Annotated in this window: 13 protein-coding genes; 1 reads left to right on the top strand and 12 read right to left on the bottom strand. The window is 49.3% G+C overall.

Translation table 11 applies throughout. The features are described 5' to 3' along the window. The first annotated feature begins 20 nt into the window (after positions 1-20). Positions 21-569, top strand: a complete 549-nt coding sequence (locus tag ABEW73_RS18345; RefSeq protein WP_430166844.1) for a GNAT family N-acetyltransferase — start codon at positions 21-23, stop codon at positions 567-569. Between the two features lie 108 nt (positions 570-677). Here the strand turns inward: ABEW73_RS18345 and ABEW73_RS18340 are convergent, their stop codons facing one another. From ABEW73_RS18340 to ABEW73_RS18285, 12 genes are all read right to left on the bottom strand, one after another. After that, positions 678-1,337, bottom strand: coding sequence for an MOSC domain-containing protein (locus ABEW73_RS18340; RefSeq protein ID WP_430166842.1), 660 nt, complete (start codon positions 1,335-1,337; stop codon positions 678-680). Positions 1,338-1,512: 175 nt separating this feature from the next. Next, positions 1,513-2,010: an N-acetyltransferase family protein gene (locus ABEW73_RS18335; RefSeq protein WP_430166840.1), complete on the bottom strand. Its 498-nt coding sequence runs from the start codon at positions 2,008-2,010 to the stop codon at positions 1,513-1,515. 83 nt (positions 2,011-2,093) lie between these two features. Continuing rightward, positions 2,094-5,471 carry a GH36-type glycosyl hydrolase domain-containing protein gene (locus tag ABEW73_RS18330; protein ID WP_430166839.1) on the bottom strand — a complete coding sequence of 1,126 codons (3,378 nt, stop codon included), beginning with the start codon at positions 5,469-5,471 and terminating at the stop codon, positions 2,094-2,096. Positions 5,472-5,511: 40 nt separating this feature from the next. After that, complete coding sequence (locus ABEW73_RS18325; protein ID WP_430166837.1) at positions 5,512-7,677, bottom strand: glycoside hydrolase family 3 N-terminal domain-containing protein; 2,166 nt, start codon at positions 7,675-7,677, stop codon at positions 5,512-5,514. Positions 7,678-7,878: 201 nt separating this feature from the next. Next, positions 7,879-8,640 carry an alpha/beta hydrolase gene (locus ABEW73_RS18320; protein ID WP_430166836.1) on the bottom strand — a complete coding sequence of 254 codons (762 nt, stop codon included), beginning with the start codon at positions 8,638-8,640 and terminating at the stop codon, positions 7,879-7,881. 23 nt (positions 8,641-8,663) lie between these two features. Next, a complete protein-coding gene (locus ABEW73_RS18315) occupies positions 8,664-9,665 on the bottom strand; it encodes a LacI family DNA-binding transcriptional regulator (protein WP_430166834.1) in 1,002 nt (333 codons plus the stop codon). Between the two features lie 40 nt (positions 9,666-9,705). Continuing rightward, positions 9,706-10,524, bottom strand: a complete 819-nt coding sequence (locus ABEW73_RS18310) for a carbohydrate ABC transporter permease (protein WP_076323944.1) — start codon at positions 10,522-10,524, stop codon at positions 9,706-9,708. A gap of 50 nt (positions 10,525-10,574) precedes the next feature. After that, the gene (locus ABEW73_RS18305; RefSeq protein WP_076323943.1) at positions 10,575-11,480 is read right to left on the bottom strand and encodes a carbohydrate ABC transporter permease; all 906 of its coding nucleotides are present in this window, start codon (positions 11,478-11,480) and stop codon (positions 10,575-10,577) included. 109 nt (positions 11,481-11,589) lie between these two features. Then, positions 11,590-12,843 carry a sugar ABC transporter substrate-binding protein gene (locus ABEW73_RS18300; RefSeq protein ID WP_430166833.1) on the bottom strand — a complete coding sequence of 418 codons (1,254 nt, stop codon included), beginning with the start codon at positions 12,841-12,843 and terminating at the stop codon, positions 11,590-11,592. A 449-nt stretch (positions 12,844-13,292) separates the two neighbouring features. Beyond that, a complete protein-coding gene (locus tag ABEW73_RS18295) occupies positions 13,293-14,546 on the bottom strand; it encodes an MFS transporter (protein ID WP_430166832.1) in 1,254 nt (417 codons plus the stop codon). A 387-nt stretch (positions 14,547-14,933) separates the two neighbouring features. Beyond that, positions 14,934-16,766: a cache domain-containing sensor histidine kinase gene (locus ABEW73_RS18290; RefSeq protein WP_430166830.1), complete on the bottom strand. Its 1,833-nt coding sequence runs from the start codon at positions 16,764-16,766 to the stop codon at positions 14,934-14,936. After that, positions 16,763-18,355, bottom strand: a complete 1,593-nt coding sequence (locus ABEW73_RS18285) for a response regulator (protein WP_430166828.1) — start codon at positions 18,353-18,355, stop codon at positions 16,763-16,765. The genes ABEW73_RS18290 and ABEW73_RS18285 overlap by 4 nt, the downstream gene beginning before the upstream one ends. Positions 18,356-18,378: the final 23 nt, after the last annotated feature.

Below are 18,378 nucleotides of genomic sequence, written 5' to 3'. Positions count from 1 at the left end.
AAGAACAAAGGAGATACCGTATGTTTGGATACACATTAGATGACCATGTTGAATTACGCCCCCTTGCCATAGAGCATGCCCGGGCGATGTTCGAGATTACCGACCGGTCGCGGGACCGTCTCCGCAAGTGGCTCCCATGGGTGGATGCCGTCACCGAGGTCAACGATACCGTCAATTATATCAAAGGCGCCATGAAGCAAGCGGCCGAGACTGGCGGCTTCTCGGCCGGCATCTGGGTCCGCGAGGAGCTGGCGGGCACTATCTCGTTCCATGAGATTGATTGGAGCAACCGCTCCGTCAGCATCGGATATTGGCTGGATCAGCATTTTACGGGGCAAGGCCTGATGACAAGCGCATGCCGGGCGTTCACGGATCACGCGCTGATGCGCATGGGCTTGAACCGGGTAGAGATTCGCTGTGCAACGGCGAATCATCGCAGCCGGGCCATTCCGGAACGGTTAGGGTTTGTGCTGGAGGGAGTCATAAGGGAAGCGGAGAAGCTGCCTCAAGGCTATGTCAACCACGCGGTCTACGGCATGATTCAGAGCGAATGGAAGCGGATGAGGTAACCCTTAATCCGAAATAAAACCGGCTTGTATCCTACGATAAGGACACAAGCCGGTTTTTGTTGTCTATGTGTTCAAGGCAAGGGGCTGGCTTGGCTGGGAACCCACGTCTCACTCCTGGTTGTCCCGCAGGGTCTCCAGCCATTTGCCGAATTGCGTCTTCAGACTGGCTGACAGCACATCGATCTCCAGCATGCGGGACAACCCGCGTTCATCCTTCCGTCCATCCTTCATCATCTGAAGCACGTCCAGCACCGTTATGCCGGAAGCATGAGACTCAAGCTGAGCGACCGGGGAATCGGTGCGGACGTCCCCTTCCTCCAGGACTCGAAAGTAAAACCCGCTGTAACCCGTATTCAATACTCTTGCCGGCATATCTTTAACGCCATGCTTTTGCGACAGCTTAAAGCAGGGATACCGGGGCTGGCTGACCTGCACCACCGCGTCGCCTATCCGATATACATCCCCGATGCAGACCCGCTCCTCCAGCATCCCCCGCAGCGTCAAGTTTTCGCCAAATGCAGCATACTCCATCTGCTTGCCCAAGGATCGTTCCCAATAAGGATAATGCTCAGAGGGGTACGCGCACACCGCCTTATCCACGCCGCCGTGATTGACGAGATCAGCCTGTCCATCCCCTTCGAAATTCAATGCACTTAGGAACAAGGGCCCTTCCACAGGCTGCTTATAAATTCCCGTAGACAGGTCTCTTCCCTGGTAATCAACCGTTACAGGCTTTCCCACATTCAGCGATACGATGCCCATGGTCATGGAAAATAACCTCCGCCTTCTTCTTTTCATCTACTATATGCAATAGCGTATACCCTTGTCCAGAAGCCATTTAAGTGACGAAAAAAACAGCCCGGCAAACTGCCGGACTGTTCAACTCTGTGACTCCATCTCTCTGCTGCCCGTTAACCGGCCTAGAGGGATATCATGATGGTGATCATGATATGAAGCAACACATTAAGATATCATCGACGTAACGCCCATCCACGTAAAACTCCTGAATCAGCCTGCCCTCTTCCTGGAACCCGCAGTTCCTGTAAAAAGAGAGTGCGCCCGGATTGCTGGACAGCACCCGCAGCCTCAGCTTCGAAATGCCTTCCACGCGCGCCATATCCTTCACGGCCTCGATCAGCCGCTGTCCGATGCCCTGCCGTTGATAGGCAGGGTGAACCGCTATGTTCAGCTCCAGCACATGACGATTACTGTGAAGACTTGTGGGCGACCGGAATCCGATGTAACCGCACAGTTCTCCCTCATGCAGCGCCACGAGCTGTGTGCCTGGCGGACAATGCAGAAGATAATGTTCTCTTGAAGTCCACTCCAATGGGGCAGGGGCCGTGTTGCGATCCCATACCAGTTCGTCGAGTTCCATGAGTGCAGCAGCATCCTTCATCTCGGAGAACCGGATGGTCAATGTCTCTTGCCGGGTCTTCATCGCCATCCCTCGCTTTGATAACCATTCCCTCTATTATATCAGACCGGTTGGCCTTCTTGCAGACGAGTTTCACGGATCAAGATTTATTGTTCATGAATTGAGGCGTAAATATCCACGACACAGCCGGTGTCGCCCTCTCCGGTCAATCGTTCGAAATCCGCACTTGCAATACGAACGCCGCCTGTACGGTATCGGTTCCGGATGGCATCAGCTGCCACATCCTGCCCGTTAATCGTGATACGGGTCCGCTCGGCGCGATCCACGTGATAAATGAACGTTACCGCCTTTCCCGCATAATTGAATCGGAACTCCAGGCCATCCAGTGTCTTCGGCAGGACCGGATCAATCACCAGGTCTCCTCCCGCTTCGCGAATGCCAAGCGCATTGGAAATCAGCTGGTTCATATAGATCCCCGGGCCGCTGGAATAAATCCGCCATCCGCCTTTGACAGGCACGCGTCCGCTCCGCAGCGCATCAAACGATTCCTGCGCTTCATAGCGCGTGTTGAACTTCCCGTCCGAGCTGCTGAAATACGCATTGCTCTGACGCAGCTCCGCATTTGGCACAACCTCTGTAATGCCAATTGGGTTAATGCGCTCCAGTCCGCTCCAAACCTCGCTGCTCTTGCCGAGCTTTGCCATCGCCTCGACATAACGGATGTGCGCATGCACATACTGAAGGCCAACCTCCCGGCCAAAATTCGCCGCCTGCTCCGCCCGCTTAAAGTGCGTGCTGACGCCGCCGGCATATACGGCTGGACGGTTCATCAATCTCACGCCATCCGGACAGAACAGCTGCTCACGGATGATCTCATAATGGCTTGCTGCCTGCTCCGGCGTCAGCAGCTCGCTAATCATGCTGCGTGTCATCGGAAGAAGGCGGTACTGGATTCCCGTTTCCTGATCGGACGGATGCAGCAGGAATTTGCTCTGCTCTTTGCTCTCCATATAGACAAAGCCGGGAATCACTTCAGAATTTAGAATATACGTATTGAAATCCTCCTGGATTCCTTCCGCGAGGTCCCCTATCGCATCGGACATCGCTTGGTCCACACGCTCCATAACGCGGGAGAACTGGTTCAAGGTCTGATAGGTCAAAGCTACCGTCCAGCTGCTGACCATGAACTGCTTCAGCTGTGCGTTCGCCGGCTGAAGGGTATCATCCCAGTCCCCGTCTCCATAAGAAGACAGATAAGTGTCATGAAGGAAATGATTTTGAATATAGGCCATTTGTTTCTTCACATGCTCAAGCACGGTGTACGTCTGCTCCGTAAAATCGAAGCTGTGCTTTCTTGTGTAAGGAACAACCGAATCCAATATGCTGTAATCATGAGTGACGGCCAAATAATCGCCCAGCACCTTAAGCGGCCATACGATAATATCGCCGTGGCTCTCTTCCTGCTGAATATGAGCATATTGATCAAACATGAACCACTGCGGCCAATTCCCGTCATCCTCATACTGGTGGGAATACACCTCAAGCAGGATATCGCGTACCTGCTCGTATTTATGCGTAGCCATGAAATATTCGACAGGCCCTTGGCACACATCGCGCGTTCCCCACGCCGCACCGCCGTATTGTTCCAGACCGTGCGGTACCGAATAGTGAACGAGCATGTTATGCGTATACCACCAGGCGAGCGCATTCACCTTGAACAAGCCATCTTCCTGTCCATTCTGCAGGCTCAGATGGAACCCATTCATGACGGACGCATAGAACGAGCGATAACTTGCAATCTCTTCATCGGCTTCCCGCGCCGCAAGCGGAGCGTTCGCTTCATCAAGGCTGCCTTGTACGGTCATGGTCCATTCCGCACTCTCGCCAAGCTCAAGCACCGTTAAGGAAGCACTGCCAGACGCGGTGTTGCTTGCCAGACAAGTTTCATCCTTAACCTGCATATCGGCTCCCGTCACGCCAAGACGATAATGCAGATCTTTGTACACAGAAGCACTGAGTGAAGACGAATCGGCACGGAACGTCAGGATGCCGTTTTCCTGAGCCATATGATAAGGCACTTCGTATTCGTTGACATCCATCGTGATCTGCATAGTGACCAGATAACGATAAGCCGTTCCGCTCTCGGAACGGACTTGAAGCGTAACCTCCGATGCCGCAACAGACGTGAAGTTGGTGATGATCAGCATGTCGCTTTCGGTCTTATAGTACCACCGCACATAGTTAAAGCCGATCTCGAACACGGATGGCATCGTCAGGAGACGATACTCGCCGTCCATCTCCACATAGATACGCTGACCGGATGTCTTAGGCACGTTCAGTGCATTCCGCGCATGACTCATCATTTTGTTGAAGTTCGTGTTCCCCGTCACCAGCTGGGAATTAAACACACCATACATGTAAGAGGTTGTCGTAATGACAGGACTGCCCAGCTTCACATTGTTGCCACTCATCAAGATATGGCCATGCGGACGCTCTACGCGAAGCTCCTTCTCCTTCATGACGATATGCTCATAAGTATCCGTGAAGAACGAGAGCAGTTCTTCCCCGTCACGCTCCTCTTGGCGGCGTACAGGGTACAAAGCGTTCAGCTCGTCTTCCGTCAGCGGCAATGTGCGCAGAGGCTCCCCGAAACGCTCGGATCGCTCGATCCGAGGCAGCGGATTTCCCTTCTCCGTCAAGCGGGACGCTTCAACCTGCTGCCATGCAGCCTGAAGCTCATCCTGGAATTCCAGCGTTGTGACTGCATCCGGATGATTCTCTTTAAACAAGCCGTAAAATACGAACCGGGTTGTGCCACTAAGCGGTACACGAGGGGACTGCAGGGCCGTATAGGCAAACTCGTATTGATATACCTCATTCGGCAGGCTCTCCTTGGATAAAGCCTCCGCCTGATTTGTTTCTTTATAGGAAAGGCCAAAAAACTGAAAGCCATCCGTTGCATACCCGACCGCAGACGTCAGCGCTCCCTGTTGAAGATAGGGGAAGACGCCTCCCTGCGGCTGATTTTGACGGGAGCACACGACATACCCCAGACCTTCCTGCTGGAACACAGCATGGTCGATGTATTGGGACAAATAAGCTTCATTGGTTCGAACGGCGCCCGGATGGGCGATGCCGATATCCTGTCCATACACGACGTCAGCTAGAATCCCTTCCCCCTGGAGCTGTATGTCCCAGAACCAAGCGCCGGTATCCGTCGGGGTAAATATAACCTTATAATCTACTCCCTTGACGCTGCCTTCCCACACCATCCGGCTATCCGTATGAGTGACCACGCTGTTGGAGCGTACTCCGAGCATAGGAACGGCCTCAATGCCGCTTTCCGTATGGATTCTCAGAAACAAATTATTGAGGGCGCCATCAATCGAATTGGAGAGCAGCTGATTGATCATCGTCGTGCCGTAAGTGGCTTGATAAAGATCTCCGCTAGGCAAAAAGGAAAACGTTAATTCTCCTGCCTGGAGTACAACTTTTGCATCGTTCATTACATGATTGGCTGTCACAAGTTTCACTTCCTATTCTGCATAAATGATGTTAGTCGAGTTATTTCCGAAGCCGAAAACGTCTTGTCTCCGTATCCCGGCTGTTCTTTCCGACCATGACGTCGAACTCACCCGCATCGCTGGTAAAGGACAGATCCGAATGATGATACCGCAGCTGTTCTTCGGTCAGCGTAAAGGTGATTTCCTGGCATTCGCCCGGCTGCAGCAGCACCTTGCGGAAGGCTTTCAGCTCCTTGACGGGTCTAACGACCTCACCGGATCGGTCCCGGACGTACAGCTGGACGACTTCTTCACCGACCATATCGCCGGCATTCGTTACCGAAACCGTAACTTCAAGAGGTTGATCCGGGGACATTTCTTCCGCCGACAAGTTCATGCTCCCATAGAGGAAATCCGTATAACTGAGGCCGAATCCAAACGGAAGCAGCGGCTCATTTGGAATGTCTAAATATTGCGATACATAGCGTACCTGCGCATCGGGCGCATCCTTCGGACGGCCGGTATTAAAATGGTTATAGTATACCGGCACCTGCCCAACGGAATAAGGGAACGACATGCTGAGCCGGCCGGAAGGATTCGCTTCGCCCATAAGCAGGGCAGCTACGGCCGCTCCGCCTTCACTTCCCGGGAACCAGGCTTCCAGTACGGCATCGGCCTCATCCAGCACGCCGTGCAGATCCAGCGGACGACCGTTGAACAATACGGCAACCATCGGCTTCTCCAGCGTTTTCAAATGCCGAATCAGCTCGAGCTGCGGCTCCGGCAGGGTTATAAACGCACGGCTGCCGGCTTCGCCACTCATCTCGGAATCCTCGCCCAGCGCAAGCACGATCACGTCGGCTTCCTTCGCCGCCTTCATCGCCTCATCCAGCTGCTGCCCGGTCATGGCGTTCACGTTACAGCCCTCAGCTACCGTGAGGGCACCGGAAGATAACTTGGAGCGCAGTCCCCGTTCCAGGGTTACCGCATCTTCCTTGGAGCCTGTCCAGGACCACGGCCCAAGAATATCGCCGCTGGCAGCGAACGGGCCGATCAATGCCACACGCTGCTCACCGCGCAGCGGCAGCAGCGAGTTGTTTTTCAAAAGAACGCATGATTTCGCCGCTGCCTCCCGGGCCGCCTGACGGTGTTCTTCACAGAACACAATCTCCCGTTCCGCCTGCGGATCGGCTCCCCGTACAGGGCGCTCGAATAGTCCAAGACGCTTTTTCAATGACAGGATGCGTAGGACCGCTTCATCGATCAGGCTCACGTCTACCCGGCCTTCTCGTACCATGTCCGGTAAATGATGAACATAGCTGGAAGTCATCATCTCGATGTCCACGCCCGCTTCGATGGCTCTTAATGCTGCCTCGGCCTCGTCCTCCGCTACCCCGTGAGGAATCAGCTCTTTGACCGCACCCCAGTCGGAGATCAGCACGCCGTCAAAACCCCATTCGCGGCGCAGCACATCGCGCATCAACCGCTTATTGCCTGTAGCCGGTATGCCATCTACGGTATTAAAGGCGGTCATGACCATCTCGACACCCTCATCCAACGCAGCCTTGTACGCAGGCAGGTAATATTCCCGCAGCTGACGCTCGGACATGTCCACCGTGTTGTAATCGCGGCCGCCTTCGCCTGCTCCATATGCGGCAAAGTGCTTCACGCAAGCGGCCAGCCGGTTCAGATCACCGCTCAGGTCATCCCCTTGGAAACCTCTGACAAAAGCTCTGGCAAATTCACTGTTTAAGTAAGGGTCTTCGCCAGTCGACTCCATCACGCGTCCCCAGCGGGGATCGCGCACCAGGTCTACCATCGGCGCAAATGTCACATGCAGGCCGGATACCGACGCTTCACGGGCGGCGATTTCCGCACTCCACTCCGCTAGGCTTGGGTCCCAAGAGCTCCCCATGGCGAGCGGCACCGGAAAGATCGTTTTAAAGCCGTGAACGATATCAGCCATGATGAGCAGCGGAATTTTCAATCGATTCTTGCGCAAATGTGCTTCTTGGACGGCTATCACTTCCTCCGCACCTGCCAAACCCAACACGGAGCCGGCATTGCTTACGATCTCATCGGTGATACCAAGCGACTCCATCGGTCCTGTAATCTGCCCCGATTCTTGAGCGCCTTCGAAAAAAGGGACGGCCAGTTGTATAAGCTGCGCAATTTTTTCCTCCAGCGTCATCTGCTCTACCAGAGAAAGTAGTTGTTGGTCTGCCATTTCCCATCCTCCTTTGTTGTTGCCGTTCACTCCATAGTAAATTCGAAACGTTTTTATTCTCCTCGAAGCGATCCATGTTTCCCGAAAATCATATATTTTATAAGCATTTTTACTTGAAAATTAACTTTCTAAAAAACAAGGGAATCAGCGCATATCCGTGCATATAATCGAAACGTTTCTATACATGCGGACGAAAAAAAATCAGGGCAGAGGCAGCCAATCCAGCACACGCTGAATTTTACGGTCCCAATATCCCCATTCATGACCACCGGGTTCTTCCTCATAAGTGATGTGAAGCCCCAGGCTGTCCGCATATCGTCTAAAGGTTTGGTTATCGTTATACAAAAAATCTTCGGTCCCACAACACTGATACAACATCGGTTTATCGCCTGTATATGCAGCGAATTCCGTGGCCAAAAACAACAAATCGTCCCGGCTCCCCCGTAATCTATCGACACGGCCAAAGAGGGTCCGAATTTCTTGCTCCTGAAAGCCCGGCCCTGCAGCGCGGCTGGCGAGATCCAGCCCACCCGACAGGCTTGCGCCTGCCGCATAACGATCCGGATAACTCATGGCCAGCTTGAACGCTCCGTAACCCCCCATCGAAATTCCGGCGACAAAGGTATCTTCCCTCCGCCCGGACACCGGAAAAAACGATGGAACGAGCTGTGGAAGCTCCTCGCTCAGGAAGGTAAAGTAAGGCAAGCCGTTTGCCATGTCCGTATAATAGCTTCGTCCGACGCCCGGCATCACAAGCGCGATGCCTTTATTCTCGGCGTATCGTTCGATGGACGATCTGCGCATCCATTCGGTCTGATCCGCTCCTCGGCCGTGAAGCAAATAAAGCACCGGCAGTTTCGAAGAAGAACCATACGGCATCAAAGCGGTTTGCGGTATAAAAACCTCGATGCCGGTAGACAGTTTCAGTGTTTCGGAATAAAAATCACACGTGATCCATGCCAAGTTCCTCATCTCCAATCCGGTTATTAATTCTCTACTTTGCTCTTCCCTGCGGAAGCCCGTTCCATCATCTCAGTCGTCAGCATATAAGATTGCTTCACGGATTCACCGCCCAATATCTGAAACAGCAAATGGGCTGCAAGCGATCCCGCCTCGCTCTTGGGCTGCTTGATGGTGGTTAACGGCGGATTCACGTATTCGGCTAATTGAATATCGTCATATCCGATGACGGATACATCATCCGGTACCGATATGCCACTCTCCTCAAAAGCCTTCAAACCTCCGATGGCCATCTCGTCGTTGCCGTAGAATATGGCCGACGGGAGCGACCCCTGCATGATCATCATCTTGGTCGCATTGTAACCACCCTCGCGCACGAAGTTGCCGCTGAGACGCCATTTCGACTGTTCCTCCAGCCCCGCCTCGGCAAGTGCCCGTAAATACCCCTGATAACGCAAATGATTATCGTACGAATCCGATGAACCGCTGATATATGCTACATGCCGATGACCGTTCTCAAGCAGATAACGGGTAGCCGTATACCCTCCTTGTTCTCCATCAACCAGCACATTCACCAGATACTCGCTGCTCAATGGACGATCCATCACAACGATCGGGAATTGGGGACCGGAGGTCTCGATTAGAACTTCATCCCGGATATTAGGTGCAAGTATGATGGCACCATCCGCCCTTTTCTCTCTCAAAAATTTAACCGCCGTTGAATCTCTGCCCCCTATCGAACTGCAGGCGATCAGATCATATCCATTAGTTAAAGCGACTTCCTGTACGCTTCGGATCAGCTCGGAATAATAAGGGCCGGATAGATCCGTCAGAATAAGAGCGATGGTCTTGGTGCGGCTCCGCTTCAAATCCATGGCAAATCCGTTCTTCCGATAATTCAACTGCCTTGCTGCATCGAGCACCTTTGATCTTGTCTTGGAACTCACTCTGCTGTCGCCGCTCAACGCGTATGAAGCCGTTGACAAGGCGACTCCAGCGAGCTTTGCCACATCCTTAATCGTTGCCATTTCCTTACGCCCCTTCTACTACTTAAAAACTCTATCTATTTTATTTCATGCCAGAGATCGTATATCCTTCAATAATATGTTTTTGGAAGAAAGAAAATACGATAATAATCGGAACAACCATAAATGCAGCGCCTGCCATCTGGAGGCCAAAATCAGATCCATGCTGTCCCTTCAGAAGCTGCAGACCCACCGAAAGCGTATAAAGCTTTTGATCATTTGCCATAATGAGAGGCCACAAGAAGCTGTTCCAGGCACCAATGAACGCCAAGATTCCCTGCACAGCAAATACGGGCTTCGTGATCGGAACGATCAACTGGAAGAAAATCCGCAGCTCTCCCGCTCCATCCAGCCTTGATGCTTCAATCAGATCCGACGGAATCGTGGACATAAACTGACGGAAGAGGAAAATACCGAATGCTCCAACCAAGCCAGGCAGCACAATACCCGCCATCGTGTTGGTCAATCCCATGGCATTAATCAGCAGGTAGACCGGAATCATGGTAACCTGTCCCGGAATCATCATCGTTGCCAGCACGAGATAGAAAAGCTTCTTATTGCCAGGGAACTCGTATTTAGCGAATGCATATCCTGCAAGCGCATTGAGGAACAGACCGACAAAAGACCAGAACACAATGATAAGCGTATTTTTCAGATATACGATAAAGTCCAGCTTCGTAAATAAATCCACATAATTTTTAACCGTAAATTCTTTCGGTAATAACGTCGGCGGAACCGCCGTAAATTCATTTTCCGGCTTGAATGAGGACGTGATCATCCAGATAAATGGAATCATCATCAGCAGTCCCCCTGCAATGAGCAGCACCGTCATGACTGTTTTCTCAATTCTTTTAGCTGCCATACCCTGAGCCTCCTTCAGTTACGATAAGGAACATCGCTTGAACCTGAACCTTAATATTCGACATCTTTTCTCTTGACTGCAAATTGTACGACCGTTACAGCGATAATGATGATGAAGAGCACAAACGATCCTGCAGCCGCATAACCAAAATTGCTAAGCTGGAAGCCATTGTTATAAATAAAGAGAGCCATCGACATCGTGGAATTGAGCGGGCCGCCCTTGGTCATAACCAGCGGCTCTTCGAAGAATTGAATCCAGCCGATCAATGTCGTAATGGTGACAAAGAAGGTCGCAAAGCTAAGCAGCGGTACCGTAATATACAGAAGTTTCTTCCATTTGCTCGCTCCATCAATTTCCGCCGCTTCATAATAGGAGCGTGGAATGCCCTGCAGCGCAGCCAGGAAAATGATCATGTTGAGTCCGATGGATTTCCATACGGCTAGCAGAATCAGGGATAGCTTGGCTAGTGCCGGATCTGTCAGCCACTGCTGAGCCGGAACTCCGAACCAGGACAATATATGGTTAAAGAGGCCGTAATGGCTGTTATACAAGTAACCCCAAACAACCGCGACCGCCACAATATTCGTAATGGAAGGCATATAATACACGACGCGGAATGTTTTAAACAACAATCCCGTGCCATAGTTAAGCAGCAATGCAGCGCCCATGGCAAGCATTACGACAAGCGGAACTCCGATAATAACATAGAACATGGTGTTAAACATGGATTTCAGAAAGACAGGATCTTTAAATACATTCATAAAATTATCGAAGCCAACGCCTTCAATGTTTGAATAATTAGCGAGACCAGCAAGGTCAATATCCGTGAAGCTGATGACAAGCGCAATGATGATCGGAATGATTGAGAACGTCAGAAGCAGCACCAGTGCGGGCGCAATAAACATATAAGGATACTTATATTGGTTAAAGCGCTTGATAAAGTTCTGCAATGTCATTCACCTCCTGCAAGTGTGGGTTTCTCAATAAAAGAATAACGCTCTTTGGAAGCAGTCAGGCTTGTTTCATCCTTCGAAGAAACAAGCCGGGCTGCGTTAAGACGCACTCTTATTTTTTGTTTAGAATTTCAGTAGCTTTCTTATTCAAAAGATCCATTTCTGCCTTGATGTCAGCTCCGCCAAGGGTAATTTTCTCAAAAGCGGCAATGGCTTCTTGGGAGACAGCATCCCACTCCTTAATGAACGGAACAGGTTTAGCGCTTTCGAGCTGTTTTCCAAAGGTAGCAAAAATCGGATCTTCAAAGCGTTGGTCTTCCCATGCACTCTTAACAGCAGGCAGGTTTTTGGCCACATCATAGTTGGTCAACTGCGATTCTTTTTCACTCATGAAGGAGATAAATTTAACGGCTTCATCTGCATTTTCGGTTGTGTTGAATACCGACATGTTCGCTCCGCCGAGGAACGATGCATTGTTTTCTTTAGCTGGAAGTGTTGTGGTAGCCCATTTGCCTTCAATCTCAGGCGCCTTGTCTTTAACGCCTTGAATCATCCAAGGACCGCTGATAAACATCGGGAATTGCCCGTCTTTAAATGCGGCAAACAGATCCAAGTCGCTGGTAAGCGGCGTCATACCCGTATCGTAGAAGCTCTTCAGGTATTCCATGGCTCCCATGAATTCCGGCTCGTTAAAATGAGGTGCCCGGTTCGCATCGATCATATCGCTTCCATTCTGCCAAGCAAACATGGACAGATAGTTCATATCCTTCGCATCAATGGTGATTGCGTAATTGCCGTCCCCTCTAGCTGCCAGTTTCTTACCGGCATCCTTCATTTCATCCCAAGTCTTAGGACCTTCAGGATAGCCTACTTCAGCCAGAATGTCCGTACGGTAGAACAGTACGCGCGTTTCCACATACCATGGGATGCTGACAACCTTGTCATCATAACTCATGGTTTGCACAGCACCGTCAAAAAAGTTTTCTTGCTTCAAGTTTGGATACTGCTCCAGATAAGGCGTCAGATCGAGCAAAGCCCCAGCCTGAGCAAATTCCGGAATCCAGGTTGTTCCCATTTGCACAACGTCAGGGCCGCTTTTGGATGCAACGGCTGTTAGCAGCTTGTCATGCGCGCTGCCCCAAGGAATTAATTGAACGCTTACTTTAACGCCTGGGTTCTTCTCTTCATATGCCTTAATCAGCGTTTCGTCTGTTGTGTCACCCATCAACCAAACTTTCAGCTCTTTCTTGCCCTCGCCGCCTTTGCTGCCTCCGTCTGCTTTCTCAGACCCGCCCGAGCATCCGGCTAATACGACGGAGAACATCAGCAATGCTGCCAACGTCCACAATATTGATTTTTTTCTCATTCTACATTCACCCCGTTTTTAATGTTTACCACCATGCGAAACGTAATACAAAATCTAATTGAAAGCACTTACTTCGAAACGTTTCGATTTTATTCGAAAAAATAAAGACGCCGGATAAAGGTTATCTCTATAATCCTACTGTCTCTTCATTCCCCCTACAGAGCACCTTTTCATGGTTATCCTTGGGATAACCATGCTCTTACGTATACATAATAGATAGATTGCTTGCTTGATAACTTCAAAAAACGCATTCCCTTTTGAAACGTTTCGACAAATTCATTATAGCTCCCCCTGAGAGCGATTTCAATATCCTTTTTATTTTTTTTGTAAGGCGTTTCTTTGACAATTAGTGTAAGCTTTGAACCATAGACAAAAAAAGCATCAGGCTTCGAAGGATGCCTGATGCTAAATCCTATATCTTGAAATTATTTCAACTGTTAGAACCTGAGTTAGGCTTTAAGGTGACCTGCACTATTGTCATGACCGTCATGATGCAGTGGGATGCCCTTACTAAGCCGGCCATGTACCGCAAATGACAGGAATGACAGCACGGCAACACCTGCTGCCAACCATGCCACCGGCGTCAGCCCGCCGCCGTCATACATCGTTCCCATTGCGTAAGGCCCAATCACCCGGCCTGCGGCACCCATGCCGCCTGTCACGCCGATATAGAACGGAGCGGCTTGTCCTGCTCGCTCCGAGATAAAAGCTGGGATTGCAGGCGAAATCAGCATTTCACCCAATGTAGCCAGCACCATCGCGAAGATCATGCCCGGATAACTGTGCACCGTCACGATAACGACATAAGCTGCCAGATAGAACAACGCGCTTGCCGTCATCTGACTGCTCTCCGTTCGGGCCGCCCAACGCTTGATGGCATTCGTAAGCGGCTGTGCGGCAAAAATCAGAATCCCGTTCAGCGTCCACAAATAGCCGTAAGCTGTCTTTGACATTCCCTCCGAGATGATAAATGGAGACACCCCTGTATTCCAGATGGAATTCCCGAACCACAGGAACAGGGAACCCAATCCCATAAAGAGGTAGATTCGGGTGTTCCCGAGCAATGCCCAAGCCCCGGGGCCTGCCGGCAGCGGACTCTTAGGCTGCGGATGATGGGCCCCTTGCGACACGTCCGTTCCACCCAGCTTCGTCAGGTAGGACAGGAAGAAAATCGCAAATCCGAAGGAGGTGACTCCGTTTAAAACAAAGCTTAAATGATAGGATATCTCCGCCAAGAAACCGCTCATAGCTGTTCCCAAGGCTACGCCGATATTATTCGCGACATAAATGACATTAAACAATTCTCCCCGCCGATCGGCAAACCGGAAGCCGATAAATGCCTGAATGGCCGGCATCGACACTGCGTTACAGAATCCGATGAAGCCCATCATCACGATGAACAAGCCCCATAGTCCATTAATGAACGGAAGGGTGAACAACCCGAGGGCATTCAGCAGCAGCGAGCCCACAATGAGCTTTTTCACCCCGACCCGGTGATACAGCGCGCCGCCAAGGAGCTGACCGACGATCCCCCCCATGGACTGAATCAGAATGACAAAGCCCGCATCCTTCATGCTGCGTCCCAGTTCATCGAATACATACATCGTTGTCAGCGGCCACATTAAGGACCCGCCTGCAGAGGCAACGAGACTTGCTACAAGAAAACCTTTTACTTCCTTAGGGTACTGCTCCAACCATTTCATGTTTATAATCTCCCAGCAGCCTCGCAGCAGTATAATTACGCATGTAACCTAAAATAGCCCCACAAAGTGGAGCCTATGCTCCGATGCTTATTCCAAATACTTTGCGGGGACCCCAAAAAACTTTATAAATTCTAATATGTTAAAAAAAAAGCCCATGTGGGCTTTTATAATTCTTCTTGAAGAAAGAGGCAAACGCCATCTTTTTGATGCCCTATAATCCTATAAGAATGAACATTGCTTGTCATTTCTTATCGCCCAAATCCTAGTATCGCTTGAGAGATCCATTTTTAGCAAGCACACTCATTGACGCTTTACCATAACAGCGAAGAGGACGCTAATTAGCGGATCCCCCATTCCCAAATAACCCCTTGGTTCGGAGCTTCCCGTCTATCCCGACGCCTTCTTATCGAGGGGTGAATTTCTGGATCTTGCAGGTATGCGTATTTGAACCGAAGTGCCGATTCCAACTTTGCTGAAGATGGACACGCCATATTCGCTCCCGTAATGCAGCTTCACTCGCTGGTCAATGTTTCGAATCCCGCAGCCCATGTGACTAAGATCCTTGGGATCAAATATCTCTTGGATTCGCTCCTGCTTCATGCCAAGGCCGTCATCGATGATCCGGTACAGGACATCATTTCCTTCTTTCTTAACTGAAACGCGAATATGAATTCGATCTCCACTCCAAGCATGCTTCAGTACATTCTCAATGAAGGGCTGCAAAATCAGTTTAATAGTCTCGTAAGGCCATATATTCGTATCGATATCAAAAGTGACTTCCATACGCTGACCATATTTTACCTTTTGAATATCCAAATACGCATTGGCCTGCTCAATCTCTAATGCTATGGGTATCAATATTCTTCCTGAATTTAATGTGAGTCGATAAAATTGGGCCAACTGCACAACCATATTCTGAAGCTTCTCCGTCTCGCCAAATTTCGCAAGTTGGTTAATGGATGATAGCGTATTGTATAAGAAATGAGGATTGATCTGCGATTGTAGCATTTCAAGCTCGGCTTCCTTCTTTTGAAGTTGGGTTAAATACACTTCTTTTATTAACGCTTCGATATCCTCACCCATCGCATTCAAGGCATTCGCAATTTGAGGGAACTCCCCTTTGCCCCGATAAGTGATCCGTTTATGCAGATCCCCTTCCCGAAATGCATTGAGTACCCCTACAATCTTCAGGATTCGCTTAGAGAAAGACTGGGAAATAACATACCCCGTGTATGTAAACAACACTACGCAGATGATGCAAATCGCAATCAAAACGGTTCGTACCCTCTTCGATTCCTGTTCAATAATGTTCAGCGGAACCTGGGCAACAATCTTCCAATTCTTCTGCGGCAAATCTTCTTCGATGATCAAATAATTCTTCATATCGTTTCCTGCCAAAGCAGCATACTGCTCTGCCTTGATGCGGGTTGTGTTATGTTCAACGAATGGGCCGGAAGTAAACACCACATTCCCGTAGGGATCCAGTACCGATAACATACTTCCTTCGCCAAGCTTCGTGTAATCCACACTATCGAACAGCTGCGACAAGCGAACACTGAAGCGCATGATTCCCATTTCTTTAATCTCGAGTGGATTATTCATATCCACCAAACGTCGAATCATCGAGATCCGCCCATCCCGTTCATCCTCTTCTACCTGCCTCCATATCATCGTTGAATTATATTTCTCTTCCGGTAGTGTAAAATACCAAAACTCACTGGAAATTCGAGTCATATGGTAAATATCATACGTTTGTTCGTTGAAATCTTGATTTTTCTCATTGTCCCAATTTTTATATCTCTCGTACACCGTTTGATTATGAAAATAGACAGATAGCCTTAAATTAAGACCTATCGCCCTTGCAGCGCTCTCCAGCTTCGGAAGAATGACATTGCTCATGCGGATATGATTATCCGTGCCCGATAAATTCCTGCGGACGCTCTGAATCAATGTAGGATCATCGTACAATGTCGCCGATGTTTGAACGATATCGTCCACTTTATAGGCTACGTTATCTCGAATCTGCTTGAGCGTCCCCTGGATATTGACCCGGGTTTGTTTGCGCATCGTCTCATCATACATAGAATGTAAAATATAAAAGTTCACGAAAACCAACAGCAATATAAATATTGTAAAGGTCAACATAAGCTTGTAGCCGATAGGTATATATCCCAACTTCTTGCCATTTGTTCTGGATGATGGAATCCAGTGATTGTTCATCCCAATTCTCTCTTTCGATATTCCATCGGTGTCATTGCGAATTTTTCTTTAAATTGGCGGCTGAAATAAGGAAGATAGCGGTATCCTACCTGATTGGCGACCTCGTATATTTTGATACCGGGCTCCTTCAGCAATTCGCACGCTTTTTCCATGCGCATCTGCACAAGCAGCTCATTAAACGTATTTCCTGACTTTTCTTTAATTAGAAATCCGATATGACTAGGCGAAAAAGAAAAATGTTGTGCGATATCCTTTATCGTTATATTCTCGCTCATACGTTCCCGCATGGTTTGGATTACACTTCGGATAAATTTGCTATCCTTCGAATTGGATTTCTCGTACAATCTTTCAGAAATTTCGAATATATGTTGTATAAACCAGGAGCGAATATCGCTAACGGTTTCCAATTGCATCAGAATATCCAGATGATGAATTTCCATGCCCAGCAGCTCAAACAAATCTTCGTTTCTACTGCTTAAATATTGCTCGAGCTTCCAAATAATATAATTTGACATATTATGTACGGTAAATCGTGAGCGCAGACTTCCAATGGAACCGAATAATTTCTCCAGCTCATCACAAATCTGAACAAGCTCATATTTCTCCATCGCATTAAGGAGAACAGTCATACGCTCATCTAGAATCTTGGCGTCGATCATTCCCGGCTCGGCACTGACGTCTTCGTACTTAATCACGCTTCCCTTGCCTAAGAACATTTTGCCTTCCACAGCTTCAACCGCTTGCCGGTATGAAATCTGGAGTTGGTTCAAGGTATGGACAGGTTCGCCCAGCCCTATCGTGATCGAGATTGTCAAATGCTGCCGAAGCTTATCTATCAATGCTTCTACCGTTTGAATGACATCGGAATCCTCAAGCAATATCGCTACCCGTTGAGTTGACAGCTTGCAATATAGCAGCTTGCCCGTTTCCGCGATAGCCTCCTGAATTTGCTGCAAGAATATCCTCGCCATTTCCCTTTGTGAAGAAAGACTACCCGCTTGGCGCCATGATACGTTATCGAGTTCCATAACAGCGATGCGGATTGGCCACTTCAACTGGTCGAATTCATATGAAAAGCTCATCATTGTCAACGATTCTTCTGACTCTTCTGATTCTTCTGATTCTTCCCGTTCAAGCAAACGTATGAGAAAATCACTTTTGACAATGGGAATCATCTCCTGGTAGGCCATCTCCACTTCGCGATGCTTCAACTCATCATCAAGATCCCGTTTCACCTTGAGCAATGACGAGATCAGTTCTTTGTCGTTCATTGGCTTCAGCACATAACTATAAGCTTTCAGAGACAATGCTTCCTGAACATAACTAAATTCCTGATATCCACTGACAAATATAATTCGTATATTCGGTTTATGTTCTAATGCAATACGTGCAAGCTCAAGACCGGACATATAGGGCATGTTAACGTCGCTGACTAGAATATCAATGTCCTTATTCTTAATGATCTCACATGCCGATAATGCATTATTAATGCCATCTACTACTTCCATGCCCAGATCAACCCAGGGAATGAACCTTTTCATACCTTCCAAATCTAGTTCCTCATCATCTACGAGCAGCACCTTGTACATGGTAATCCCCCTAGCCAATTGTA

The organism is Paenibacillus lautus (genome assembly GCF_050482385.1).
Classification (GTDB): Bacteria; Bacillota; Bacilli; order Paenibacillales; family Paenibacillaceae; genus Paenibacillus_AQ; species Paenibacillus_AQ lautus_B.
The sequence above is the reverse complement of the archived record's forward strand: the minus strand, read 5'-3'. Positions and strand labels throughout refer to the sequence as shown.

Bases quoted from the DNA above. Each gene is read 5' to 3' on its own strand.
- ABEW73_RS18345 (WP_430166844.1), top strand. From the start codon at position 21: ATGTTTGGATACACATTAGATGACCATGTTGAATTACGCCCCCTTGCC.
- ABEW73_RS18340 (WP_430166842.1), bottom strand. From the start codon at position 1,337: ATGACCATGGGCATCGTATCGCTGAATGTGGGAAAGCCTGTAACGGTT.
- ABEW73_RS18335 (WP_430166840.1), bottom strand. From the start codon at position 2,010: ATGAAGACCCGGCAAGAGACATTGACCATCCGGTTCTCCGAGATGAAG.
- ABEW73_RS18325 (WP_430166837.1), bottom strand. From the start codon at position 7,677: ATGGCAGACCAACAACTACTTTCTCTGGTAGAGCAGATGACGCTGGAG.
- ABEW73_RS18315 (WP_430166834.1), bottom strand. From the start codon at position 9,665: ATGGCAACGATTAAGGATGTGGCAAAGCTCGCTGGAGTCGCCTTGTCA.
- ABEW73_RS18310 (WP_076323944.1), bottom strand. From the start codon at position 10,524: ATGGCAGCTAAAAGAATTGAGAAAACAGTCATGACGGTGCTGCTCATT.
- ABEW73_RS18305 (WP_076323943.1), bottom strand. From the start codon at position 11,480: ATGACATTGCAGAACTTTATCAAGCGCTTTAACCAATATAAGTATCCT.
- ABEW73_RS18300 (WP_430166833.1), bottom strand. From the start codon at position 12,843: ATGAGAAAAAAATCAATATTGTGGACGTTGGCAGCATTGCTGATGTTC.
- ABEW73_RS18295 (WP_430166832.1), bottom strand. From the start codon at position 14,546: ATGAAATGGTTGGAGCAGTACCCTAAGGAAGTAAAAGGTTTTCTTGTA.
- ABEW73_RS18290 (WP_430166830.1), bottom strand. From the start codon at position 16,766: ATGAACAATCACTGGATTCCATCATCCAGAACAAATGGCAAGAAGTTG.
- ABEW73_RS18285 (WP_430166828.1), bottom strand. From the start codon at position 18,355: ATGTACAAGGTGCTGCTCGTAGATGATGAGGAACTAGATTTGGAAGGT.